This window comes from unidentified bacterial endosymbiont (assembly GCF_918797525.1).
Classification (GTDB): Bacteria; Pseudomonadota; Gammaproteobacteria; order Enterobacterales; family Enterobacteriaceae; genus Enterobacter.
In genome coordinates this window covers 2213749-2238539 of record NZ_OU963893.1, presented here as the reverse complement: position 1 = coordinate 2238539, position 24791 = coordinate 2213749, and the positions used below count along the sequence as shown (strand labels likewise).

The 24791-nt window shown below is 54.5% G+C and carries 23 protein-coding genes; 15 read left to right on the top strand and 8 right to left on the bottom strand.

Going from position 1 to position 24791, the window contains the following annotated elements; genetic code table 11:
* Positions 1-55: 55 nt before the first annotated feature.
* The 6 genes from NL510_RS10695 to NL510_RS10670 form a co-directional block, all read right to left on the bottom strand.
* Positions 56-1267: a hypothetical protein gene (locus NL510_RS10695; protein WP_253384440.1), complete on the bottom strand. Its 1212-nt coding sequence runs from the start codon at positions 1265-1267 to the stop codon at positions 56-58.
* A 125-nt stretch (positions 1268-1392) separates the two neighbouring features.
* Positions 1393-2985 (bottom strand): hypothetical protein, encoded by a 1593-nt coding sequence (locus NL510_RS10690; RefSeq protein WP_253384434.1) that lies wholly within the window; start codon positions 2983-2985, stop codon positions 1393-1395.
* A gap of 23 nt (positions 2986-3008) precedes the next feature.
* A complete protein-coding gene (locus NL510_RS10685; RefSeq protein ID WP_253384432.1) occupies positions 3009-4601 on the bottom strand; it encodes a hypothetical protein in 1593 nt (530 codons plus the stop codon).
* Positions 4602-4603: 2 nt separating this feature from the next.
* Positions 4604-6064, bottom strand: a complete 1461-nt coding sequence (locus NL510_RS10680) for a hypothetical protein (RefSeq protein WP_253384429.1) — start codon at positions 6062-6064, stop codon at positions 4604-4606.
* A 162-nt stretch (positions 6065-6226) separates the two neighbouring features.
* Positions 6227-6580, bottom strand: a complete 354-nt coding sequence (locus NL510_RS10675; protein WP_253384423.1) for a hypothetical protein — start codon at positions 6578-6580, stop codon at positions 6227-6229.
* Between the two features lie 268 nt (positions 6581-6848).
* Positions 6849-7877 carry a Mal regulon transcriptional regulator MalI gene (locus NL510_RS10670; protein ID WP_253384421.1) on the bottom strand — a complete coding sequence of 343 codons (1029 nt, stop codon included), beginning with the start codon at positions 7875-7877 and terminating at the stop codon, positions 6849-6851.
* Positions 7878-8048: 171 nt separating this feature from the next.
* Between NL510_RS10670 and malX the strand changes: the two genes are divergently transcribed.
* The 3 genes from malX (at position 8049) to add (ending at position 11961) form a co-directional block, all read left to right on the top strand.
* The gene (gene malX / locus NL510_RS10665) at positions 8049-9641 is read left to right on the top strand and encodes a maltose/glucose-specific PTS transporter subunit IIBC (RefSeq protein WP_253384418.1); all 1593 of its coding nucleotides are present in this window, start codon (positions 8049-8051) and stop codon (positions 9639-9641) included.
* A 49-nt stretch (positions 9642-9690) separates the two neighbouring features.
* Positions 9691-10863, top strand: a complete 1173-nt coding sequence (locus NL510_RS10660) for a MalY/PatB family protein (protein ID WP_253384416.1) — start codon at positions 9691-9693, stop codon at positions 10861-10863.
* 96 nt (positions 10864-10959) lie between these two features.
* A complete protein-coding gene (add, locus tag NL510_RS10655) occupies positions 10960-11961 on the top strand; it encodes an adenosine deaminase (protein WP_253384414.1) in 1002 nt (333 codons plus the stop codon).
* 30 nt (positions 11962-11991) lie between these two features.
* On the opposite strand, the gene NL510_RS10650 is transcribed toward add, so the two are convergent.
* Positions 11992-13032 carry an oxidoreductase gene (locus NL510_RS10650; RefSeq protein ID WP_253384412.1) on the bottom strand — a complete coding sequence of 347 codons (1041 nt, stop codon included), beginning with the start codon at positions 13030-13032 and terminating at the stop codon, positions 11992-11994.
* A 234-nt stretch (positions 13033-13266) separates the two neighbouring features.
* Between NL510_RS10650 and blr the strand changes: the two genes are divergently transcribed.
* From blr to gstA, 12 genes are all read left to right on the top strand, one after another.
* Entirely contained in the window at positions 13267-13404 is a 138-nt protein-coding gene (gene blr, locus NL510_RS10645; protein WP_253384410.1) for a division septum protein Blr, read from the top strand.
* 183 nt (positions 13405-13587) lie between these two features.
* Positions 13588-13803, top strand: a complete 216-nt coding sequence (ydgT, locus tag NL510_RS10640; RefSeq protein WP_253384408.1) for a transcription modulator YdgT — start codon at positions 13588-13590, stop codon at positions 13801-13803.
* 86 nt (positions 13804-13889) lie between these two features.
* Complete coding sequence (locus NL510_RS10635; protein WP_253384406.1) at positions 13890-14330, top strand: DUF2569 domain-containing protein; 441 nt, start codon at positions 13890-13892, stop codon at positions 14328-14330.
* A 76-nt stretch (positions 14331-14406) separates the two neighbouring features.
* Positions 14407-14988: an electron transport complex subunit RsxA gene (rsxA, locus tag NL510_RS10630; RefSeq protein ID WP_253384404.1), complete on the top strand. Its 582-nt coding sequence runs from the start codon at positions 14407-14409 to the stop codon at positions 14986-14988.
* Positions 14988-15566 carry an electron transport complex subunit RsxB gene (gene rsxB, locus NL510_RS10625; protein WP_253384395.1) on the top strand — a complete coding sequence of 193 codons (579 nt, stop codon included), beginning with the start codon at positions 14988-14990 and terminating at the stop codon, positions 15564-15566. The genes rsxA and rsxB overlap by 1 nt, the downstream gene beginning before the upstream one ends.
* Positions 15559-17475: an electron transport complex subunit RsxC gene (rsxC, locus tag NL510_RS10620; RefSeq protein WP_253384394.1), complete on the top strand. Its 1917-nt coding sequence runs from the start codon at positions 15559-15561 to the stop codon at positions 17473-17475. Before rsxB ends, rsxC begins: the two co-directional genes overlap by 8 nt.
* Positions 17476-18528 (top strand): electron transport complex subunit RsxD, encoded by a 1053-nt coding sequence (rsxD, locus tag NL510_RS10615; protein ID WP_253384392.1) that lies wholly within the window; start codon positions 17476-17478, stop codon positions 18526-18528.
* 10 nt (positions 18529-18538) lie between these two features.
* Positions 18539-19165, top strand: a complete 627-nt coding sequence (gene rsxG, locus NL510_RS10610) for an electron transport complex subunit RsxG (protein WP_253384390.1) — start codon at positions 18539-18541, stop codon at positions 19163-19165.
* The gene (locus tag NL510_RS10605; RefSeq protein ID WP_253384384.1) at positions 19162-19848 is read left to right on the top strand and encodes an electron transport complex subunit E; all 687 of its coding nucleotides are present in this window, start codon (positions 19162-19164) and stop codon (positions 19846-19848) included. Before rsxG ends, NL510_RS10605 begins: the two co-directional genes overlap by 4 nt.
* Positions 19845-20480, top strand: coding sequence for an endonuclease III (nth, locus tag NL510_RS10600; protein ID WP_253384378.1), 636 nt, complete (start codon positions 19845-19847; stop codon positions 20478-20480). Before NL510_RS10605 ends, nth begins: the two co-directional genes overlap by 4 nt.
* Before the next feature lie 614 nt (positions 20481-21094).
* Positions 21095-22585 carry a dipeptide/tripeptide permease DtpA gene (gene dtpA / locus NL510_RS10595; protein WP_253384376.1) on the top strand — a complete coding sequence of 497 codons (1491 nt, stop codon included), beginning with the start codon at positions 21095-21097 and terminating at the stop codon, positions 22583-22585.
* Between the two features lie 109 nt (positions 22586-22694).
* A complete protein-coding gene (gstA, locus tag NL510_RS10590) occupies positions 22695-23300 on the top strand; it encodes a glutathione transferase GstA (protein WP_253384374.1) in 606 nt (201 codons plus the stop codon).
* 111 nt (positions 23301-23411) lie between these two features.
* Here the strand turns inward: gstA and tyrS are convergent, their stop codons facing one another.
* Entirely contained in the window at positions 23412-24689 is a 1278-nt protein-coding gene (tyrS, locus tag NL510_RS10585) for a tyrosine--tRNA ligase (RefSeq protein WP_253384372.1), read from the bottom strand.
* Between the last annotated feature and the right edge of the window lie 102 nt (positions 24690-24791).

Sequence of the window (24791 nt, the reverse complement as noted above, 5' to 3'; positions counted from 1 at the left end):
TAAGCCCCTCATCCGGGGGGCTTAAGATGGGTGCCGAACCGCACGTTACATACACTCACTCCACACCCGTTTCGGTACGGATCCACTGATGCCACCTGTATATAGCCGTGGTTAATCCGTAATATTTTACATCATAGTACCGGGCTATCTGCATCTGAGTAAGCCCGGCTGGCGGTTTGGAGGCCACACAGAGTGCGGCCAGCGCCGCTGTTCTTCCTCTCTGCACACCTGCCAGCTTAGGGCTCCAGTTCTGCTCAAGCCACGCACGGTGATGGTCTGAGACTGGAGTATGCACAACCTTATCCTTCACCCTCGCGATGGCCATCCTGAGGCTGTCAGGCATTAACGTAAAGTGCTCGGCAATCTGTGGAATAGTAAGGCCCATCGGCAATGATGGACTCTTCAGATAGAGGGTAGCCACCGCCTCCACTTTATCTTCGCCTTCAGGAACGTGATTGCGCCAGTACCGATCAAGCCATTCCCTGTTTACTGCTGAGATGGGATGCGGCGCGGGCTCCGCCCGGGGTTGATGGTTGGCCCTGAGGCTATGAGGTAGCTGTACACCATAATACCGGGCAATCTGGTCCAGGGTGAGCTCCGCAGGCCAGGGTTTATAAGCCACACACAGGGCAGACAGCGTCCTTACCCGGTCAGTGCTGCTGGCCATAGAGAAGCTAAAATTCCGCTCAAGCCAGCGCCGGTTTTCATCGGATAGCATCGATGGCTGTGCTTTCACGCTCTCTTTACCCTCAGGTGAATTATCGCGCCGGTGCTCAAGCCCTGTCTGCTGTTCAGGCGCAGGCAAAGGCTGTTTCATGCCGGACGGGCTATGGCTCTCATCAGGAAGAACGAGTGAGGTATACCTGTCGAAGGGTAATTCTTGCACATCAGTGAAGAATTGCTCGGGGAATAAGCAGTACGCCTCCGGCTCTGCGGCATCCGTTGGCTGTTGTTCACGGTGAAAGAGTAAGCACCCAAGGCTATCCTCAAAAAAGCGGATAGTCTCACTGGAGAGCGCAGTGTTATCAATGACGACATAAATAAACGGCGTCTGGCTGAGAAAGCGGGCTGGGATAGTAGTCAGTTGCGGATTATTCGACAAATCCAGCCGCAGAACGTCAGGGGGAAGTTCAGCATCAGGCAGAGACGTAAGATGCAGGCCGGCCAGATCGATGACGCTCCCCCCGTGTAACAAAGCGTGTGTCGCCTTGTGAATATCAGCCCCGTTAGCCCCCATGGATAGCTCACGCTCTGCCCATTGCCGCACCCTCTCCTCAAACACAGTAACGGATGTTTGAATGGCAGGGATATCGGGAAGTAGTGAGCTACCCCATGTTATGGATGTGTCGAAAAAAGCGTTGCCGGGCATAGCCGGGTCTCCCGTCTATATTTTCATTGCGTATCCGTGGCGGGATCAGTGCGTTTTTTTTGCCTGATGGCCCTGGTAAAGGACTGATAATCGACTTTATAGTATCCGGCAATCTGCAGCCTGGTGAGCTCCGCCGGCCTGGTGTTATCGACCACATACAGGGCAGCCAGCCTTTTTATTTTTCCGTGCCTGATATTGGCAATCTTTCGATTCCAGTTCTGCTCAAGCCACGCCAGGGTTGTGTCTAACAGCGGAGGCTGCGCTTCCTGCGACCTGAGTTGCTTAATGGTATACTCAAAGGTGGAAAACTTTAGCTCATAGTACTCTGCAATATCTCTACAGGTGATGCCCGCTGGTAAGGTTTTGTCGGCCAGATAGAGGGCAGCCACCGCCTTATCCTTCCCTACGCCTACAGGCATATTATTGTCCCAGTTTGAAGCAAGCCATGCCCTCTTCTCCTCTGGCAGCAGAGGCCGCGTTTTCAGTGCATAGAATGCGTTGATAGCAGAATTAAGGGTGGAATAATTTACTTTATAATACTGGGCAATCTGCCTCCCAGAGAGGCCCGCCGGCAACGGTTTATGCGCCACACAAAGAGACGCCAGCGTCTTCACGTCACGTGGGTTTCTGGCCATAGGTTCACTCAGGTTTAGCGCAATCCATGCCCGGTTTGCGTCTGATAGTTCAGGCACACTCCCAGCCCCATGCGCCTTAGGCCGCCGGACCTCGCGGATGGCCGCATACACGGAGGTACGCTGTATCCCATAGTACCAGGCAATCTGCGCCCGGGTAAGGCCCACTGGCAGGGGTTTAGCCTTCTCAAGCAGGGTACCAAGCGTTTTCATCATCATTTTACCAGCAGGCCGTTTATCGTCCACGTGGGTCTTAAGCCATGCCTGGTGTTCAGGTGGCAGCAAGTTCTGCTCTATACCGGACGGGCGACGAAACTCATCGGGAGAGACCGGTGAGGCATAACTGTCTTCATCTGCACCCGAATGAACCGGGGAGGCATAAACCTGTCTGTTCTCCGCAGGCTCATGCACCGTGTCATCCCCTGTAGCGGGTTCAGATGCGACATCGGAAAGCGGTTTTGCCTCTTCACGAGCCATAACATCGAACGGATTGTCTTCCACATCAGTGCAGAACAGTTCAGGGTAGAAGCAGCGCGCCTGCTGCTCTGCGCCATCCATTGCCTGTTGTTCCTGGTGGAAGAGTTTATTCCCGAGTCGCGCCTCAAAAACGCGGATGGTCTCACTGGAGAGAGAAGTGTTATCAATAACGACACAGATATACGGTGACTGGTCGAGAAAACGTGCAGGAAGTGTGGTCAGCCGCGGATTATCCGACAGATCCAGGCGCAGAACGCCCGGCGGGAGTGTGATATCAGGCAGAGACGTAAGATGCAGGCCGGCCAGATCGATGATGCTCCCCCCGTGCAACAGGGCGTGTATCGCCTTGTGAATATCAGCCCCGTCAGCGCCCATGGACAACTCACACTCTGCCCATTGCTGCACCCTCTCCTCAAACGCAGTAGCGGATGTTTCGGTGACAGGCTCATCGTGAAGCGGAGAGAAATCCCATGTCAAAGATGAGTTAAAAATAGCATTATCAGGCATAGCTGGGCCTTCCGTTTACATTGTTAATCCTTAGCTGTGGCGGGACCTTTGTTTTTTTTCTCGTTCCAGATGGTCGTGGTAAAGGCGTAATAATCGATCTTATAGTACCCGGCAATCTGCCGCTTAGTGAGCTCCGCCGGCCTGGTGTTATCGGCCAGATACAGGACAGCCAGCCTCTTTATTTTTCCGTATGTGATATTTGCCAGCGTAATATTCCAGTTCTGCTCAAGCCATGCCAGGGTTGTGTCTGACAGCGGAGGCTGCACTGCCTTCGACCGGAGTTTCTTAATGGTATGCTCAAAGGTGGTAAACTTTAGATTATAGTACTCTGCAATATCTCTACAGGTGATGCCCAATGGAAAGGTATTTTGGGACAGATAGAGGGCAGCCACCGCCTCCTTTTTCTCTATGCCTGCAGGCACATTGTTGTCCCAGTGCGAAGCAAACCATGCCCTCTTATCCTCTGACAAGGGAGGCCGCATTTGCGGTGTTTGGGCTCTAAAGATGGCGGAATGAAGGGTAGAACGATTCACATTATAGTATTGGGCAATCAGCTTCTCAGTGAGGCCCACCGGCAACGACTTCTGCGCCACAATAAGAGATGCCAACGTCTTCATTTTACGTTCGCTCCTGGCTACAGGTCCGCTCAGGTTTCGCTCAAGCCATGCCTGGTTTGCGACTGAGAGTCCACGTACACTCACGCGTCCATTCGCCTTAGGCCGCTGGGCCTCGCGAATGGCCGAATACACCGAGGAAAGCTCTATTCCATAATATTTGGCAACTATTTCCAGGCTAAGGTCTTCTGGAAAGGGTTTAGCGTTTTCGAGCAGCTTGCCAAGCGTTATCATCTTCATTTTGCCAGCAGGCCGTTTATCGTCGACGTGGGTCTTAAGCCATGCCCGGTGTTCAGGTGACGGCAAATCCTGCTCCATACTGGCCGGGCTTCGGGTCTCATCAGGAGGGACGGATGAGGCATAACTGTCTATATCCGCACCCGAATGAACCGGGGAGGCATAAACCTGCTCGTACTCTGCACGCTCATGCGCCATGTCTACCGTGTCATCTCCTGCAGCGGGATCAGATGCGACACCGGAGAGCGGATTTGCGTATTCATGAACCGTATCGTCTTCCACGCCTGTGATGAACAGCTCAGAGTATGAGCAGCGCGCCTGCAGCTCTGCGCCATCCGTTGGCTGTTGTTCATAGTGAAAGAGTTTGCTCCCAAGGCTATCCTCAAAAAAACGGATGTCCTCACTGCAGAGAGACGTGTTATCAATAACGACACAGATATACGGTGACTGGTCAAGAAAACGTGCAGGAAGTGTGGTCAGCCGCGGATTATCCGACAGATCCAGACGCAGAACGCCCGGCGGGAGTGTGATATCAGGCAAAGACGTAAGATGCAGACCGGCCAGATCGATGACGCTTCCCCCGTGCAACAGGGCGTGTGTCGCCTTGTGAATATCAGCCCCGTCAGCGCCCATGGATAACTCACGCTCTGCCCATTGCTGCACCCTCTCCTCAAACGCAGTAGCGGATGTTTCGGTGACAGGCTCATCGTGAAAGAGGGAGAAATCCCATGCAATGGATGAGTTAAAAATAGCGTTGTCTGGCATAATCAATTCTCCCTGTTGTGCACGCCAGCATTCTCAATCCGCAACCGTTGCGGTACCTGTGTTTTCTTCGCTCTTAGGATGGCCTTAGTAAGGGCGTTATACGTTAACTTGTAGTACCCGGCAATCTGCATCCTGGTGAGATCCTCCGGTCTCGCGTTATCGGACACAAACAGGGCAGCCAGCGCCTTTGTTTTTCCCCCCTTGCTCTTTATGTCTGCCATCTGCGGGTCCCAATGCTGCTCAAGCCACGTCAGTAAGATGTCTGATTGCGGAGGTTGCGGTTCCTGGGTTCTGCATCGCTGGATGGATGACTCAAAGGTGGAAAATTTTAACCTGTAATGCACTGCAATCTGCGCACAGGTGAGGCCCGTTGGTAACGGGATATGGGCCAGATAGAGGGCAACCACCGCATCCATTTTCCCTTCGCCTTCAGGCACTTTATCGTCCCAGTGCAAGGCAAGCCACGCCCTCATCGTCTCTGACAATGGAGGCACTACTTCCGGCGGACTGATTCGTGCGATGGCATTATGGAGGGTAGTACGTTTGACATTATAGTACCGGGCAATCAGTAACTCAGTGAGGCCTGCCGGGTACGGTCTGTGGGCAAGGCACAGGGTCGCCAGCATCTTCACGCTGGCCACAGGTTCACCCAGGTGTCGCGCCAGCCATCTCCGGTGTACGGCTGAAAGCCTTCGCACAGAAACTTTAGCCCGCCGAACCTCGCCGAGGGCAGAGTACAGGATGTGAGTATTAAACCCATAGTGGCTGGCCACGTTTGCCTGGGTAAGGCCCTTTGGCAAGGGTTCAGCACCCTCAAGCAGGGTGGCAAGCCTTTTTGCTTTCACTATGCCGCCAGACACTCTATCGTCCACATTGGTCTTAAGCCATGCCCGGTGTTCAGGTAACAGTAAATTCTGTTCCATAACGGACGGATTAAGGGTCCCATCAGGAGGCGTATCTTTGAGCGGGTTTATTCCCACGTCTGTGAAGAGTTGCTCTGGGTAAAAGCTGCACCCATGCGGCTCTGAGACACCAGTTGGGTGTTGTTCATAGTGAAAGAGAATGCTCCCAAGGCGCGCCTCAAAAAAGCGGATGGTCTCACCGGAGAGAGGCGTGTAATCAATAACAATATAGATAAACGGTGACTGGTCAAGAAAGCGTGCAGGGAGAGCGGTCAGTTGCGGATTATTCGAAAGATCCAGCCTCAGGACACCCGAAGGGAGCGTGACATCAGGCAAAGAGGTAAGATTTAGGCCGGCCAGGTCAATGACGCTCCCCCCGTAGAGCAGGGCATGTGCTGCTTTTATTATATTAGCCTCATCAGTCCCCATGGATAACTCACGCTCTGCCCAGTGCTGCACCGTCTCCTCGAAAACAGCGACTGGTGGGTGGATGACAGGCTCATCGTCAAACAGCGGGGAATCCCATGTCAAAGATGAGTTATAAATAGCGTTGTCAGGCACTCCATTCCCCCCTGCCTGGTTTGCCCTCACATACTTGCTGCCATCTGGCACCCTATTACTGCAGCCTGGGACGCTTGCTGGACGCAAACACCTGCGGGACTTCATCGCTCTCATACACGGCATCGGTAGCTTTTCGTTTAACTGCTGTCGCAGAAAGGAGAGCTACGACACATCAGAGACAATCAAGGCATCCGGGGACTGGCTGAGAAAGCGGACTGGGATTGTGGCCAGTTGCGGATTACCCGACAGATCCAGGCGCAAAACACCAGAAGGTAAAATAACATTGGGCAGAGACGTGAGATCAAGACCAGCCAGATTGATTTCGTGCCCGCCCTGCAACAGCGCGCGCGTCGCTTTTTCAATATCAGCCGCATCAGCCCCGTTGGATATTTCGCGTTGAGCCCACTGTTCAACTTCGATCTGGAAGATATCGGCCATTGTTTCCGCAAGAAGTTCATTATTAATCAGGGGGCTATCCCATGTCAGGGATGTATTGAAATCTATCTTTTCAGGCATGATATTTTCTCCTTTTTAAACAAGGTGTTATATAATTTCATCCGCGCCTCACGTCACGTCCGTTACCCTAAAACTGGGACCATGCTGATTTCAACAACATGAACGGCCAGACGGCAGGGTTGCTCCATTCGCGGTGGCTGAATATATATCTTTATTATCAGGGAGATTCAATGTAAGCCATTACATTGGTGTGGGATATAATTACACCCTTCTCTCCAGCCCGTGGCCGGAGAAGGGTCAGCCAGATAAACCTGAGAGGGACAAGCGACTACTTCGTCGTCACCAGCCGCGCCGAGACAATCTGGTGGCCGGTCTGGACGTCTGCGTTCTCTATTCGCTGCATTATTCTGTCCGCCAGCGTGTAGCCCATTTCGCGGGCGGGCGTGGTGGCCCAGACGATGGGGAGATCGTCCAGCGCATTTTCACTGACGTCGGCAAATGCACCTAACGCCACCTGATGGCCGAAGAAGGTCTCTACCCCGCCCTCGCCGCTCTGACGTCCGGCGCGAAGTAAACCAAACCACGCCCCCATGGCGATGGTTTCGTTGTAGCAAATTACGGCGCTGATCGTTGGGCTGCTGCGTAACAACGTGTTTATCGCTTCGGCCGCAGACTTCTGGCTGGAAGCACACTCGACCACCCATTCACTGTGGAACGGGAGGCCGTATTTGATGAGGGTTGAACAGTAGCCGCCCACCCGCTCGGCTCGGGTCAGGGACGCACTTTCACCGCCAAGCCAGGCGATACGCTGATGACCGCGATGAATAAGATGTTCGGTCAACATTTGCGCGGCCTGCATGTTGTCCGGTCGTAACGTATCGGCTTCGTCCAGGTAGCTGGCGCGCGAGGCGAATACCAGCGGCACGCCTTTCCCGGCTGCGCGTTCGCACAACGCCTTGCCGAGGCCCGATGCTCCGGCCACGATCACGGCGTCAACCCCCTGGTTTAACAACATATCGAGGCGGGAAAGCAGCTGATCGACCTCGCGCCCGCCGTGCAGTAAAAACACCATTCTTCCCTGTGCTTCAAGCGCTTCGGTAAGCCCGGCTGTTAGCTCAGCATAAAAGGGCGATGTCAAATCACGTACGATCAAACCAATCACCCCGCTTTGCCCACCGCGCAGCGCTGAAGCCTGGCGATTACGCACAAACCCCAGTTGCTCTACCGCTTCGTTTACCCGTTGTCCGGTCGCAGATGAGATACGACCTTTCCCGCTCAATACCAGGGATACGGTGCTGACGGAAACCCCAGCCGCGTGGGCGACATCGTTGATGGTAATCTTCTTCGCTACAGCCATATACAGGCGTGACTCCCTAAAATGAGATCGGTAAAACGTTTTATCAATACGTTATCTTTATACTCCCAGTCAAAGCCTAAGAATGTGATTTAGCGCGCACTAAAGTTTGATAAAACGTTTTATCTTCTCATGAGGTGGATAAACTGACGTTAACGATAAAGGAGTCGTTTTATGACGACGAAAGCAACACCAAAAATATCGCTGTGGGAATTTTTCCAGCAACTGGGTAAAACCTTCATGCTGCCCGTGGCCCTGCTCTCATTCTGCGGGATCATGCTCGGGATCGGCAGCTCGCTGAGCAGCAACGATGTTATCACTTTACTCCCGTTCCTCGGCAACCCTGTGCTGCAGGCGATCTTTGTATGGATGAGCAAGGTCGGCTCCTTTGCATTTAGCTTCCTGCCAGTGATGTTCTGCATCGCTATTCCGCTGGGCCTGGCGCGGGAAAATAAAGGCGTTGCCGCCTTTGCCGGCTTCGTGGGTTATGCGGTGATGAACCTGGCGGTCAACTTCTGGCTGACGGCAAAAGGCATCCTACCCACTACCGATGCCGCGGTGCTGAAAGCCAACAACATCCAGAGCGTGATTGGGATCCAGTCTATCGATACCGGGATCCTCGGGGCGGTAATGGCGGGCGTCATCATCTGGATGCTACACGAACGTTTTCATAATATCCGCCTGCCGGACGCGCTGGCGTTCTTCGGCGGCACCCGCTTTGTGCCTATCGTTACCCTCGTGGTCATGGGGCTGTTCGGTCTGATCATCCCGCTTATCTGGCCCGTGTTTGCGCTGGGTATTTCCGGCATTGGCCGTATTATCAACGGTGCCGGTGATTTTGGCCCGATGATCTTTGGTACCGGTGAACGTTTGCTGCTGCCGTTTGGTCTGCAACATATTCTGGTCGCCTTGATCCGCTTCACCGAAGCGGGAGGCACGATGGACGTGTGCGGACAAAACGTGAGCGGTGCGCTGACCATCTTCCAGGCGCAACTGAGCTGCCCCACGACGCATGGCTTCTCTGAGAGCGCAACGCGCTTCCTGTCTCAGGGTAAAATGCCGGCCTTCCTCGGCGGCCTGCCGGGTGCCGCGCTGGCGATGTATCACTGTGCTCGTCCGGAAAACCGCCATAAAATTAAAGGCCTGTTGATTTCCGGCGTAATTGCCTGTGTGGTCGGCGGGACAACGGAGCCAATTGAATTCCTGTTCTTGTTTGTCGCGCCGGTGCTGTACCTCATCCACGCCGTGCTGACCGGTCTGGGTTTCACCGTGATGGCGGTACTTGGCGTGACCATCGGTAACACCGACGGCAACGTGATCGACTTCGTGGTGTTCGGTATCTTGCATGGCTTGTCGACGAAATGGTACCTGGTGCCGATTGTGGCGGCGATCTGGTTCGCGGTCTACTACGGGCTGTTCCGCTTCGCCATCACCCGCTTCAACCTCAAAACGCCGGGTCGGGACGTTGACACGACCACCAGCGTGGAACCGGCGGTTGCGGGCAGCGTGGGGAAATCTGGTTATAACACCCCTGCTATTCTGGCGGCGCTGGGCGGTGCCGATAACATCACCTCTCTGGATAACTGCATTACCCGTCTGCGTTTATCGGTTGCGGATATGTCTAAAGTGGACAGCAACGCGCTAAAAGCTAACCGTGCCATCGGCGTGGTACAGTTAAATCAGCATAATTTGCAGGTTGTCATTGGCCCGCAGGTACAGTCGGTGAAAGATGAACTGGCGACCCTGATGCGAACAGTAGAAGCCTGATGCCTCAGCCCCCTCACCATGAGGGGGTTTTACTTTAAGGAACAACGTCATGTTTGATTTTTCTGCCGTCGTGGATCGTCACGGCACCTGGTGTACGCAGTGGGATTATGTCGCTGACCGGTTTGGCGCTGCCGACCTGCTGCCCTTCACTATCTCGGATATGGATTTTGCCACCGCGCCTTGCATCATCGACGCGCTGCAGCAACGCATTGATCACGGCGTGTTTGGTTATAGCCGCTGGAAAAACGATGCGTTCCTGGCCGCGGTCGCCCACTGGTTCCAGCAACGCTTTAACAGCCGCATCGACAGGGAATCGGTGGTTTATGGCCCTTCCGTCATCTATATGGTCTCGGAACTGATTCGTATCTGGTCACAGCCCGGTGATGGCGTGGTAGTGCATACTCCGGCCTACGATGCGTTTTATCACGCGATCGAAGGTAATCAGCGCAACGTAGTGCCTGTGGGGATGCTGAAACAAACCACCGGCTGGCAAGGCGATATGCAGGCGCTTGAAACTGCGCTTGCGAAGCCGGAGAACAAAATTCTGCTATTGTGTAGCCCGCAAAACCCAACGGGTAAGGTCTGGACGCGTCATGAGCTAACCGTTATGGCTGAACTTTGCGCCCGCTACGACGTGGCGGTGATAAGCGATGAAATCCATATGGATATGGTGTGGGGTGAACATCGTCATACGCCGTGGAACGACGTGGCGCGCGGCACATGGGCGCTACTGACCTCAGGTTCCAAAAGCTTTAACATTCCGGCATTGACGGGCGCTTACGGTCTCATTGGCGACGAAGAAAGCCGTACTCGTTACCTGCGTGCGCTCAAAGGGCGTGACGGCTTATCTTCGCCTTCAGTGCTGACGTTAACGGCACACATCGCGGCTTATCAGCAGGGCGAGCCCTGGCTTGAAGGGTTGCGCGCGTATCTGCAGGAAAATTTGCAGTACGTGGCGCGTGAATTAAACCAGGCTTTTGAGCAACTCAACTGGCAGCCGCCCGAGGCAACCTATCTCGCCTGGATCGATCTGCGCCCGTTAGGCATTGACGATAACGCGCTGCAAAAGGTGCTTATAGAGCAGCAAAAAGTGGCGATCATGCCGGGTTATACCTACGGTCGCGAAGGCAAGGGTTTTATTCGCCTCAATGTGGGTTGCCCACGCAGCAAGCTCGAGCAAGGAGTGCAACGGCTCATTGCCGGGATCGCCTCACTCCAGTAATGGCGTTGCGCAATGGAATATTCCTTTGCGCAATTCGCTTTTTATCCCGTTTTGTTTCTATACTGTGGCGCACTTTAATCTGAAAAGAGTGCGACCATGATTGATACACGCCTGCCCTTAACTGATATTCATCGTCATCTCGACGGAAACATTCGTGCCCAAACCATTCTCGATCTTGGCCGCCAGTTCAATTTAACCCTGCCTGCGCAAACGCTTGAAACCTTGATTCCGCACGTTCAGGTCACCTCAAATGAACCAGACCTGGTGAGTTTTCTGAGCAAACTCGACTGGGGTGTGAAGATGCTGGCCTCACTGGACGCCTGCCGCCGCGTCGCTTTCGAAAACGTTGAAGATGCCGCCCGAAACGGCCTGCACTATGTTGAGCTGCGTTTTTCCCCAGGCTATATGGCGATGACCCACAGCCTGCCGGTAGCGGGCGTAGTGGAAGCCGTAATTGAAGGCGTGCGTGAAGGCTGTAACGCATTCGACGTGCAGGCGCGCCTGATTGGTATTATGAGCCGTACCTTTGGCGAAGCGGCCTGCCTGCAGGAACTGGACGCGCTGCTGGCGCATCGCGACCACATCACCGCGGTTGATCTGGCGGGTGATGAACTGGGCTTCCCGGGGAGCCTGTTTCTTTCTCACTTCAACCGCGCACGCGACGCAGGCTGGCATATCACCGTTCATGCAGGTGAAGCCGCGGGCCCGGAAAGCATCTGGCAGGCCATTCGTGAACTGGGGGCGGAACGTATCGGTCACGGGGTGAAGGCCGTCGAGGATCGCGCCCTGCTGGATTTCCTCGCGGAACAGCGCATCGGGATTGAATCCTGCCTGACCTCCAACATGCAGACCAGCACGGTATCGACGCTGGACAAGCACCCGTTAAAAACCTTCCTTGCGCATGGCGTGCTGGCGTCGCTGAATACCGACGATCCGGCCGTTCAGGGTGTGGACATCATTCACGAGTACACCTTCGCCGCACCGCAGGCCGGGCTGAGCCAGCAACAGATCCGCCAGGCGCAGATTAACGGCCTGGAAATGGCGTTCATTACGCCTGCAGAGAAACAGGCGCTGCGCGACAAAGTGGCTCACGGGTAACATCAGTGCCGCCTTTCGGCCAGCCTGAACTCATGCCAGACACAGCGTCGCGCGGTGCCTGGCAGATTCAATGCCCAGTTCAATGAGCTCCATAATCTGAATCGCCTGGCTTGCTGGCACCGGGTTTTCACCCGATCCACTCAGGGCGTCACGGATTGCGGCATAAAACGCAGGATAGTTACCCGGGAGAGTCAGCAGGGTTTCCTGGACACACGCCTCCCCCTCTACGCGCGTGACCACGCCGTCGCGCATGTCGTATCCCCAGTCTTCCTGCGGCAAACGCTCCCCGTTTTTCAGCCGTTCCTCCTGCGGATCCAGACCAAACTTGACGTAACTACCCCGCGTTCCGTGGAGGGTATACCGCGGCGTCTCTGACGCGGCCAGCATTGTCGCGTGCAGCACGATGCGCCGCTGCGGGTAGCTTAACACCGCGTGAAAATAATCGGTGGCCTGCGCGCCAGGTCTGAGCTGAGCCAGATCGACCGTCATACTCACCGGCAGACCAAACAGATTGACGGCCTGATCGAGCAAATGCGGCGCTAAATCGTACCAGATACCGCTCCCGGGGCCTGCCTGTTCCCGCCAGCGGTTACGTACCTGCGGGCGAAAACGATCAAAGTGCGATTCAAAAAAGGCTATCTCCCCCAGCGTTCCTTGAGCAAGGAGCGCTTTTATCGTCAGGAAATCGCTATCCCAGCGCCGGTTGTGAAACACCGACAACAGCCTGCCGAGGCTCTTCGCCAGCGCATCCAGCTCTCTTGCTTGTGACAACGTCACGGTAAAGGGTTTATCGACAACAACATGCTTCCCGGCCTCCAGCGCGGCTTTAGCCAGAGGAAAATGGGTGTCGTTGGGCGTGGGGATCACAATTAAATCAATGTTGGGGTCGTTGAAAAGATGTTTTGGCTCAGACACCACCGGCACGGTGGGCCAGTCACCATGGACTTTGTCTGCGTCGCTGCTTGACACGGCGGCCAACGTCATTCCCGCCGTCCCGGCAATCAGAGGCGCATGGAATGTTTTGCTCGCATACCCGTAACCTATTAACCCGACGCGGATGCTATCACTCATAAATGTGTCCTCCTGTGGCAGGATTTTTTATTTCGCACAGACTTTTCTGATATCAGTACAGAATAATAATGTGCCACAGCCTGAAGAATAGCATCCTCTATGCGTCGTTTTTTGTTACATCAGGTTAACCTTCTGATTTCATTTAAAGAACCTATACCCAAAGCGCTTGCCGTCAAAGAGGTGCCGCTGTAAAATTTACACCCTGTATTTATGGATAAATGACAAACACCAATCATGACATCAATTTTTAATCGAATCATTGAATTAGCGGGATGGATTGTTCTTGGGGTATCGGTCATTTTGCTCGGCGTTGCCAGCCATATCGATAACTACCAGCCGCCAGAGCCTGTCACTGTTGCCCATCCTAAGTAACGCCTTCCGGCATTAAAGCGTGTCATAATGTGTCTGCGGCATATTGCCAGTTGTGATGAACATCGTTAACCTTCATTTCCAGGCATCAATCGATGCCTGAGTTTTCGTCTTTTATTCATCCGTTTATTATTCGATCGAATTATCCTTAGTGATCTTACCCTTTTTAAATGGAAAATTATTAACATGACGGTTCAGGATTATTTATTAAAATTTCGTAAAATCAATTCCCTTGAAAGCCTGGAAAAACTCTTTGATCATCTGAACTACTCCCTGTCGGATAATCAGCAAATTATTAATATGTACCGCGCCGCGGATCATCGCCGTGCCGAGCTCGTCTCCGGCGGTCGTTTGTTCAACGTTGGCGAAGTCCCAAAGTCGGTATGGCGTTACGTTTTATAAGAAAGTAGCCATCCGCGCGAAATGTTATATACTCTTCGGCCTGCAAATTTCTGTATACCTTTTCGCGCAGACCTATGGGAGAGTTTATGACCGCAACGCCTGGAGAACGCATTGGAGGCTGGTTACTTGCCCCGCTGGCATGGCTGCTGGTTGCTTTATTAAGCGCAACGCTTGCGCTGCTGCTCTACACCACCGCGCTCGTCACACCGCACGCCATGCAGACGTTGATGTCGCAAAGCGTGCTCAAAATTGCGCTGTGGTTTATCTCGTTCGTTTTCGCGATTGCCATGTGGTACTACACGCTCTGGTTGACCATTGCTTTCTTTAAGCGTCGCAAAGGCGTACCTAAGCACTACATTATCTGGCTGCTGATTTCAGTTCTGCTGGCGGTGAAAGCCTTTGCGTTTTCACCGGTTTCGGACGCCCTGGCCGTTCGCCAACTGCTTTTCCCGTTACTGGCGACCGCGCTGCTGGTGCCTTATTTCAAGCGTTCGATGCGGGTTAAGAAAACCTTCGTGAACCCGTAATAACCTTACAGTTAACCTGTTGTCGCCTGTCGTGCTTTGTCCGATAATAGGCGGCTTTTTTATTTCAGGCTGAATAATGACCGATTACTTACTGCTCTTTGTCGGCACTGTGCTGGTGAATAACTTCGTCCTGGTGAAGTTTCTTGGCCTGTGTCCGTTTATGGGTGTTTCCAAAAAGCTGGAAACGGCAATGGGCATGGGGCTGGCGACAACCTTCGTTATGACGCTGGCGTCCATCTGCGCGTGGTGGATTGACACCTGGATCCTGATCCCGCTGGGATTAATATATCTGCGCACGCTGGCCTTTATCCTGGTTATCGCGGTCGTGGTGCAATTTACCGAAATGGTGGTGCGTAAAACCAGCCCGGCGCTGTACCGTCTGCTGGGGATCTTCCTGCCGCTCATCACCACTAACTGCGCCGTCCTCGGCGTGGCGCTGCTGAACATCAACCTCGGGCATAATTTTATGCAATCGGCGCTGTACGGCTTCTCTGCCGCCGTCGGTTTCTCGCTGGTGATGGTGCTGTTTGCCTCTATCCGTGAACGCCTGGCGGCTGCCGACATTCCCGCGCCGTTTCGTGGGAACGCGATTGCCCTGGTGACAGCAGGTTTAATGTCTCTGGCCTTTATGGGCTTTAGTGGTCTGGTGAAGTTGTAATGAATGCTATCTGGATTGCCATCGCCTCCATCAGCGTTTTGGGGTTGGTGTTTGGTCTGATTCTCGGGTATGCCTCTCGCCGTTTCGCGGTTGAGGACGATCCCGTTGTCGAAAAAATTGACGCGCTTTTACCGCAAAGCCAGTGCGGGCAATGCGGTTATCCTGGCTGTCGTCCCTACGCAGAAGCCGTGGGCGTGCAGGGTGAAAAAATCAACCGCTGCGCGCCGGGTGGCGAAGCAGTGATGCTGAAAATTGCCGCCCTGCTTAACGTTGACCCGCAGCCTGCTGATGGCGATGCGGATGTGCAGGAACCGGTTCGCGTCCTGGCGGTGATCGACGAACCTAACTGCATCGGCTGCACCAAATGTATTCAGGCGTGTCCCGTCGATGCCATTGTGGGCGCAACCCGCGCCATGCACACCGTTGTAGCGGATCTGTGCACCGGGTGTAACCTCTGTGTGGCCCCCTGCCCGACGCAGTGTATAACCTTACGTCCGGTCGAAACGACCACCGAAAGCTGGAAGTGGGATCTTCAAACCATTCCGGTTCGCAATATTCCTGTGGAACACCATGCTTAAGTTATTTTCGGCTTTCAGAAAAGAGAAGATTTGGGACTTCGACGGCGGTATCCATCCGCCTGAAATGAAGACCCAGTCCAATGGCACTCCGCTACGTCAGATCCCGCTGGCGACCCGTTACGTGATGCCGCTTAAACAGCACCTCGGCGCTGAAGGCGAACTGTGCGTTAAAGAAGGCGATACCGTCCTTCGCGGCCAGCCCTTAACCTTTGGTCGCGGTCGTATGCTGCCGGTGCACGCCCCGACGTCCGGTACTGTGGTATCGATTTCTCCTCATACCGTGGCGCACCCGTCGGCCCTCTCTGAGCTGAGCGTGATTATCGACGCCGACGGCGAAGACCACTGGATTGAACGTGATGGCTGGAGTGATTACCGCGCCCAAAGCCGTGAAGCGCTGATAGAGCGCATCCATCAGTTTGGCGTTGCCGGTCTCGGCGGCGCAGGCTTTCCGACGGGCGCCAAGCTGCGCGGCGGGGGCGATAAAATTGAAACGCTGATTATCAATGCCGCTGAATGCGAACCTTACATCACCGCCGATGACCGGCTGATGCAGGACTGCGCCGCACAGGTAGTAGAAGGGATCCGCATCCTTGCGCATATTCTGCAGCCGCGTGAGGTGCTCATCGGCATTGAAGACAACAAACCCCAGGCCATCTCCATGCTGCGTGCCGTGCTGGCCGGTAGCCATGATATTGGCCTGCGCGTTATCCCGACCAAGTATCCCTCTGGCGGTGCGAAGCAACTGACGCAAATTCTGACCGGAAAACAGGTTCCGCACGGCGGACGCTCGTCGGATATTGGCGTGCTGATGCAAAACGTCGGTACCGCCTATGCGGTAAAACGTGCGGTGGTCGATGGTGAACCCTTAACCGAGCGCGTTGTGACCTTAACCGGAGAGTCGGTTGCGCGTCCCGGTAACGTCTGGGCGCGTCTCGGCACGCCGGTACGCCATCTTCTCGAACAGGCTGAATTTTGCCCCGGCAGTCACCAGATGGTGATCATGGGCGGCCCATTAATGGGCTTCACCCTGCCCTGGCTGGATGTTCCGGTGGTGAAAATAACTAACTGTCTCCTCGCCCCTTCCCCCACGGAGATGGGTGAGGAGCAGGAAGAGAAAGGCTGTATCCGCTGCAGCGCCTGCGCCGACGCATGCCCGGCCGACCTGCTACCCCAGCAGCTTTACTGGTATAGCAAAGGCCAGCTCCATGATAAGGCAAAAGCCCATAACCTGGCTGACTGCATCGAGTGCGGCGCCTGCGCCTGGGTCTGCCCAAGCAATATCCCGCTGGTGCAATACTTCCGTCAGGAGAAGGCCGAAATTTATGCTATTTCGATGGAAGAAAAACGCGCCGCCGAAGCGAAAGCCCGCTTTGAAGCCCGTCAGGCGCGGCTTGAGCGTGAGAAAGCGGCCCGCCATGAGCGGCATAAGCAAGCCGCCGTTCAGCCTGGTGGAAAAGATCAGGATGCCATTAACGCCGCGCTGGCTCGCGTGCGTGAGAAAAAAGCCACGGCGGCACAAGCTATCGTGATCCCTGCGGGTGAAAAACCAGATAATAGCGAAGCCATTGCCGCCCGCGAGGCGCGTAAAGCGCAGGCTCGCGCCCGTCAGGCACAGCATGAGCAACCCGACGCTGAGACAGATCCGCGTAAAGCGGCGGTTGAGGCGGCTATTGCCCGCGCTAAAGCGCGAAAAGCGACTCAGCCACAGCCCACTGCGGAACCCGACGTACCGGTCGACCCGCGCAAGGCAGCCGTCGAGGCCGCCATCGCCCGCGCGAAAGCCCGTAAGGCGGCACAGCAGGAAGAGCCGCAGGCCACCAACGACGATCCGCGTAAAGCCGCTGTCGCCGCCGCGATTGCCCGCGTTCAGGCGAAGAAAGCCGCACAGCAAGCAGTTAACGAGGATTAAATGGTTTTCAGAATCGCAAGTTCCCCCTATACCCATAACCAGCGCCAGACGTCGCGTATTATGATGCTGGTCTGCCTGGCTGCCCTGCCGGGTATCGCCGTTCAGTTCTGGTTTTTTGGCTGGGGAACCCTTTTCCAGTTAGTACTCGGCACGGCCAGCGCGCTGGCGGCGGAAGGCCTGATCCTGACGCTGCGCAAGATGGACGTTTCCCGCATTCTTAGCGACAACTCCGCGCTGCTGACCGGCCTCCTGCTGGCGATCAGTATTCCCCCGCTCGCCCCCTGGTGGATGGTGGTGCTCGGAACCGTGTTTGCGGTGATTATCGCCAAACAGCTGTATGGCGGCCTGGGCCATAACCCGTTCAACCCGGCGATGATCGGCTACGTGGTGTTGCTGATCTCCTTCCCGGTGCAGATGACCAACTGGTTGCCACCGCAGGAAATTGCCGCCACGGTGCCTGGCTTTATGGATGCCCTGAACGTTATCTTTACAGGCCATACTGCACTCGGTACCGATATGACCGCGCTGCGTATGGGCGTGGACGGTATCAGCCAGGCTACGCCGCTCGACACCTTTAAAACGTCGCTGCATGCCGGGCACAGCGTTGAGCAAATTATGAAATCCGCCATCTACAGCGGTATGCTGGCGGGCGCAGGCTGGCAGTGGGTCAATCTCGCCTACCTGCTGGGTGGCGCGATCCTGCTGCAACAAAAGGCGATTCGCTGGCATATTCCGCTGAGCTTTCTGATTACGCTTACGGTCTGCTCCACGTTGGGCTGGCTGTTCTCCCCTGAGTCAATGGCCAGCCCGCAGATGCATCTGCTCTCCGGCGCCACCATGCTCGGCGCATTCTTTATCCTGACCGACCCGGTTACGGCCTCAACCACAAATCGTGGTCGCCTGATTTTCGGCGCGCTGGCAGGGTTGTTAGTATGGCTTATCCGCAGTTTTGGGGGCTATCCGGATGGCGTGGCTTTTGCCGTACTGCTGGCCAATATCACCGTTCCGCTCATCGACTACTACACGCGTCCACGCGTCTACGGTCACCGTTAAGGGCTTCGCCATGTTAAAAACGATGCAGAAACACGGCGTTACGCTGGCTGTCTTCGCCGCTGTCCTGACTGGGCTGACGGCGCTGGTCAATGCGCTGACCAAAACAACCATTGAAGAACAGGCGGTCAAGCAGCAAAAAGCGCTTTTTGATCAGGTGATCCCAGCCGAGTTCTATGATAATAACCTGCAGAAAAGCTGTTTCGTGGTTGAGGCTCCCCAGCTTGGTAAAGGCCCGCATCGCCTCTTTATCGCCCGTAAGGGTGACCAGCCGGTGGGCGTCGTAATGGAAGCTACCGCCCCCGATGGCTATTCGGGGGCGATTCAACTGCTGGTTGGCACTGATTTTTCCGGAACCGTGCTGGGTACCCGGGTGACCGGGCACCATGAAACACCCGGTCTTGGAGATAAAATCGAGACGCGCATGAGCGACTGGATTTTACACTTTGCCGGTAAAGTTATTCATGGCGAAGAGGATAGCGCATTCGCGGTGAAGAAAGATGGCGGCGAATTCGACCAGTTCACCGGTGCCACCATCACGCCGCGCGCAATAGTTAACGCTGTCAAACGAGCCGGGCTGTATGCTGAAACGCTGCCTGCGCAACTCAATCAACTTCCGGCCTGTGAGGAGTCATCATGAGCCAGGTTAAAGAGGTCATCGTTCAGGGTCTGTGGAAGAACAACTCCGCACTGGTCCAGTTGCTGGGTATGTGCCCGTTGCTGGCCGTCACCTCCACCGCCACCAATGCGCTGGGGCTGGGGCTTGCGACCACGCTGGTCTTGACCCTGACCAACCTGTCCATCTCTGCCCTGCGCCGCTGGACGCCAACGGAAATCCGTATTCCAATCTATGTAATGATTATTGCATCGGTGGTGAGCATCGTTCAGATGCTAATCAACGCCTATGCGTTTGGTCTGTACCAGTCGCTTGGGATCTTTATTCCGCTTATCGTGACCAACTGTATCGTTGTTGGCCGCGCTGAAGCCTTTGCCGTAAAGAACAGTCCGGCCATGTCGGCGCTTGATGGTTTTGCCATCGGTATGGGCGCCACCTGCGCGATGTTCGTGCTGGGATCGATGCGTGAAATTCTGGGCAACAGTACGCTGTTTGACGGGGCCGATGCGCTGTTGGGCGGCTGGGCTAAAGCGTTGCGCATCGAAGTGTTCCATACGGATACGCCGTTCCTGCTGGCCATGTTGCCCCCCGGCGCGTTTATTGGCCTTGGCATGATGCTGGCGGTAAAATACCTGATTGATGAAAAACGTAAACGCCGTGCGGCCGAGCGCAGCGTCCAGGAAGGGATACCCGAGAAGGCTTCATGAACAAAGAAAAGCGCATTGCGATCCTCACACGTCTGCAAAATGAAAACCCGCATCCGACAACGGAACTCAATTTTAACTCGCCGTTTGAGCTGTTAATCGCCGTGCTGCTCTCTGCCCAGGCCACGGACGTGAGCGTAAATAAAGCCACGGCCCTGCTCTATCCGGTGGCGAATACACCACAGGCGATGCTGGATCTGGGGGTAGACGGCGTGAAGTCGTATATCAAAACCATCGGTCTGTTTAACAGCAAAGCGGAGAACGTCATCAAGACCTGCCGTATTTTACTGGAACAGCACGGTGGCGAAGTGCCTGAAGACCGGGCGGCGCTGGAAGCCCTACCGGGCGTCGGGCGTAAAACTGCGAACGTGGTGTTGAATACCGCGTTTGGCTGGCCCACTATTGCCGTAGATACCCATATCTTCCGCGTCTCTAATCGCACCCGCTTTGCACCTGGCAAAAACGTCGAGCAGGTTGAAGAGAAGCTGTTAAAAGTTGTTCCCGCTGAATTTAAGGTCGATTGCCATCACTGGCTGATCCTGCATGGTCGCTATACCTGTATTGCGCGCAAGCCCCGCTGCGGCTCCTGCATCATCGAAGATCTGTGCGAGTATAAAGATAAAGTCTACGCCTGAGGGCGATTGTGTTTTTACCTGTCGACACGCAAGCCCTTATCAATACCAGGGCTTCTGTCAGTTTGTCCTGTCACCCGCAATTGTACGCTTATCTTGCACAGGTACCTGTCGATTATTCGGTCTTATAACGCTCAAACAGGTTAATTGTTTTTTCGTCACCAAAAATTTCTATACATTTGTGATCGGGATCACTCTGATAACCTGGTGTTGAATTTTTGTTGTTAAAACCGCCCCAAACCCACTGCCAGACAAGTTTTAAACGCTTCACTACCGCAGATTAGACCAGTCATTTTTCAGAATATGGGCTATATCACTACTTAATCGCTAAAATAGCAGAACATATTGCCGTAATGCCATTACACAGGGTTCTGAGCAGTGAAAAAAACCACTAATACTCAGCGAATGAAATTTAACGCTGAATAATATTTGTCCGATACGTTGATTATGCCGAGTCAGTTATATGTAACAGATTATTACAAACGTATTGCCAGACAGGTCAGGATAGTGAACATTACCCGCCGTTTCCCCTCCCAATATAATTATAAGGCGGATAGACTACGGTCATCACGCCATGAACACCCCCGTTAATATGGGACGTAAAAAAAGAGGTATATGTGTCTACTGCAAACAATAAACCAACAGATGAGAGCGTTAGTCTTAACGCTTTCAAACAGCCTAAAGCGTTTTATCTCATCTTCTCTATCGAGTTATGGGAGCGTTTTGGTTATTACGGCCTGCAAGGGATCATGGCGGTGTACCTGGTTAAGCAACTGGGTATGTCCGAAGCGGACTCCATCACGCTGTTCTCCTCATTCAGCGCATTAGTGTACGGCCTGGTCGCCATTGGCGGCTGGCTGGGCGATAAAGTCCTCGGCACCAAACGTGTCATCATGCTGGGCGCGATTGTACTGGCGATCGGTTATGCGCTGGTTGCGTGGTCCGGTCACGACGCCGCTGTGGTCTACATGGGTATGGCGACTATCGCAGTAGGTAATGGACTGTTTAAAGCAAACCCGTCTTCCCTGCTCTCGACCTGCTATAACAAAGATGATCCGCGTCTGGACGGTGCATTCACCATGTACTATATGTCCATCAACATCGGTTCATTCTTCTCAATGCTGGCGACCCCATGGCTCGCGGCCAAATTCGGCTGGAGCGTGGCGTTTTCGCTGAGTTTCGTCGGTATGTTGATTACGGTCGTGAACTTCTTGTTCTGTCGTAGCTGGGTTAAAGATTACGGTTCTAAACCAGACTTCGAACCTGTCCACATGGGTAAACTGCTGGCGACGCTCGTGGGTATTGTGGTCCTCGCGGCTATCGCGACCTGGCTGCTGCATAATCAGGGCGTTGCACGTGCCGTACTGGGCGTGGTTGCGCTGGGTATCGTCTGCATCTTCGCCAAAGAAGCGTTCGCCATGCAGGGAGCGTCTCGCCGTAAAATGATCGTTGCGTTCATCCTGATGCTGGAAGCAATTATCTTCTTCGTGCTGTATAGCCAGATGCCAACGTCGCTGAACTTCTTCGCTATCCGTAACGTTGAACACTCCATTCTGGGTATCGCCTTCGAGCCGGAGCAGTATCAGGCGCTCAACCCGTTCTGGATAATGGTTGGTAGCCCGATTCTTGCCGCCATCTATAACAAGATGGGCGACCGACTGCCGATGCCGCATAAATTCGCGATCGGTATGGTGCTGTGCTCTGGCGCGTTCCTGGTACTGCCACTGGGGACCAAATTTGCCTCCGACGCGGGTATCGTCTCCGTTAACTGGCTGATCCTGAGCTACGCGCTGCAGTCTATTGGCGAGCTGATGATCTCCGGTCTGGGCCTGGCAATGGTTGCACAGCTGGTTCCACAGCGCCTGATGGGCTTCATTATGGGTAGCTGGTTCCTGACCACTGCCGGTGCGGCACTTATCGCCGGTAAGATAGCGAACCTGATGGCGGTTCCGGAAAACGTAACTGACCCGCTGGTTTCGCTGAATGTCTACGGTACCGTATTTATGCAGATTGGTATTGCGACTGCGGTTATCGCGATTCTGATGCTGCTGACTGCACCTAAGCTTAACCGTATGACTCAGGACGACGACAAGTCCGCTGACGCGTAATGTCATCGGGAAACGAATGAACAGAAGCCGCTAATGGATGCATTAGCGGCTTTTTTTTTATCCGTTCGCGCACTAACATAGCTGGAATCTCAGCCAAAAGGAGTTACCGATGAAACTGTTCTATAAACCGGGCGCCTGCTCTCTTGCTTCCCACATTATCTTACGCGAGAGCGGCAAAGATTTTACCCTGGATGGCGTTGACCTGATGAAAAAGTGCCTCGAAAACGGCGATGACTACCTGGCTATCAATCCCAAAGGACAAGTTCCGGCCCTGCTGCTCGATGACGGCACGTTACTGACCGAGGGCGTGGCGATTATGCAGTACCTCGCCGATTCCGTACCGGATCGCCAGCTGCTGGCACCGGTAAACAGTATTTCCCGCTATAAGACGCTGGAGTGGCTGAACTATATTGCAACCGAGCTGCACAAAGGCTTTACGCCGTTGTTCCGCCCGGATACCCCAGAAGAGTACAAGCCAACCGTACGCACTCTGCTGGAGAAAAAGCTGCAGTACATCAACGAATCACTGAAGGACGACGGGTGGATTTGCGGCGCGCGTTTTACCATTGCCGATGCCTACCTGTTCACTGTTCTGCGCTGGGCGCGTGCGGTTAAGCTGAACCTGGAAGGGTTTGAGCATATTACAGCGTATATGGATCGTGTGGCGACCCGCCCTGCGGTGGCTGCGGCGCTGAAAGCGGAAGAGTTGAACTAATTTATCCCGCTGGCGTGGGCCTGCAGGTGTGACGCGGCTTCGCGATACGTTCCTGCGCCGCAAGCGCCTGCATTTCAAAAAGGGCGTGGTTTCCCACGCCCTGCACTCATCTTATGACTTCCAGCAGATCAGACAGTAGTTTTTCTTGCCGCGACGCAGAAGCGTGTAGCGGCCAAACAGACGATCGCCTTGCGCAAAAATATATTCCGGGTCAGCCTGCTTCTCACCGTTGATGGTGATGGCGTTAGACGCGATGGTTTTACGTGCCTGACCGCGCGACGGCTGCAGCCCGGAATCCACCAGCGCTTGCATCAGGTCTGCACCTTGTTCCATTTCAACCATCGGCACGCCATCCTGCGCCAGTTGTTCGAAGTCCGCTTCGCTCAACTCGCTTAACGTACCGTTGAACAGGCTGTCGGTAATACGCTTAGCCGCAACCAGCCCCTCTTCGCCGTGTACCAGTCTGGTGACTTCATCAGCCAGCACGTACTGGGCGCGCGGTGCTGCACCGCTGGTTTTGTCTTCCTCTTCCAGCGCATTAATCGCGTCAAGCTCCATAAAGGTGAAGAACTTGAGGAAGCGGTAAACATCGGCATCCGCCGTGTTGATCCAGAACTGATAGAATTTATACGGGCTGGTTTTCTTCGGATCGAGCCATACCGCGCCGCCTTCGGTTTTTCCGAACTTCGTCCCGTCCGCTTTAGTGATAAGCGGAACGGTCAGACCGAAGACCTGCTTCTGGTGCAGACGACGGGTCAGATCGATACCGGAGGTGATGTTACCCCACTGGTCTGAACCGCCAATCTGCAGCGAGACGCCGTGCAGTTTGTTCAGGCAGGCAAAGTCATAACCCTGCAGCAGGTTGTAGGAGAACTCGGTGAAGGAGATACCCTGGTCGTCACGGTTGAGACGCTGCTTCACGGCTTCTTTGTTAATCATCTGGTTAACAGAAAAATGTTTGCCGATATCTCGCAGGAAAGTCAGCACATTCATGCCACCAAACCAATCGTAGTTGTTTGCGGCAATCGCAGCGTTGTCGCCACCGTCGAAGTCGAGGAACGGTGCGACCTGCTTGCGGATTTTATCCACCCACTCCTGCACGGTGTCTTCGGTGTTAAGTTTACGCTCAGCGGCTTTAAAGCTCGGGTCGCCAATCAGACCGGTTGCGCCGCCCACCAGTGCAACAGGTTTATGGCCTGCCATCTGGAAGCGTTTCAGGCATAACAATGGAACAAGATGCCCCAAATGCAAGCTGTCAGCGGTGGGATCGAAGCCGCAATAGAGCGCGATCGGGCCTTGCGCCAGCAGCGAAGCTAACGCTTCCTCGTCCGTCACCTGGGCCACCAGGCCCCGCTCTTGCAATTGTTTAATCAAGTTACTGCTTGCCATCAAATTCTCCATGTATAAGCGACTGCACCTTTGCCGGTACACGACTTTTCGCCTGATGCGAAAAGTACATAGAATAAAGCGCTGGCGCACGTAGCGCTAGCG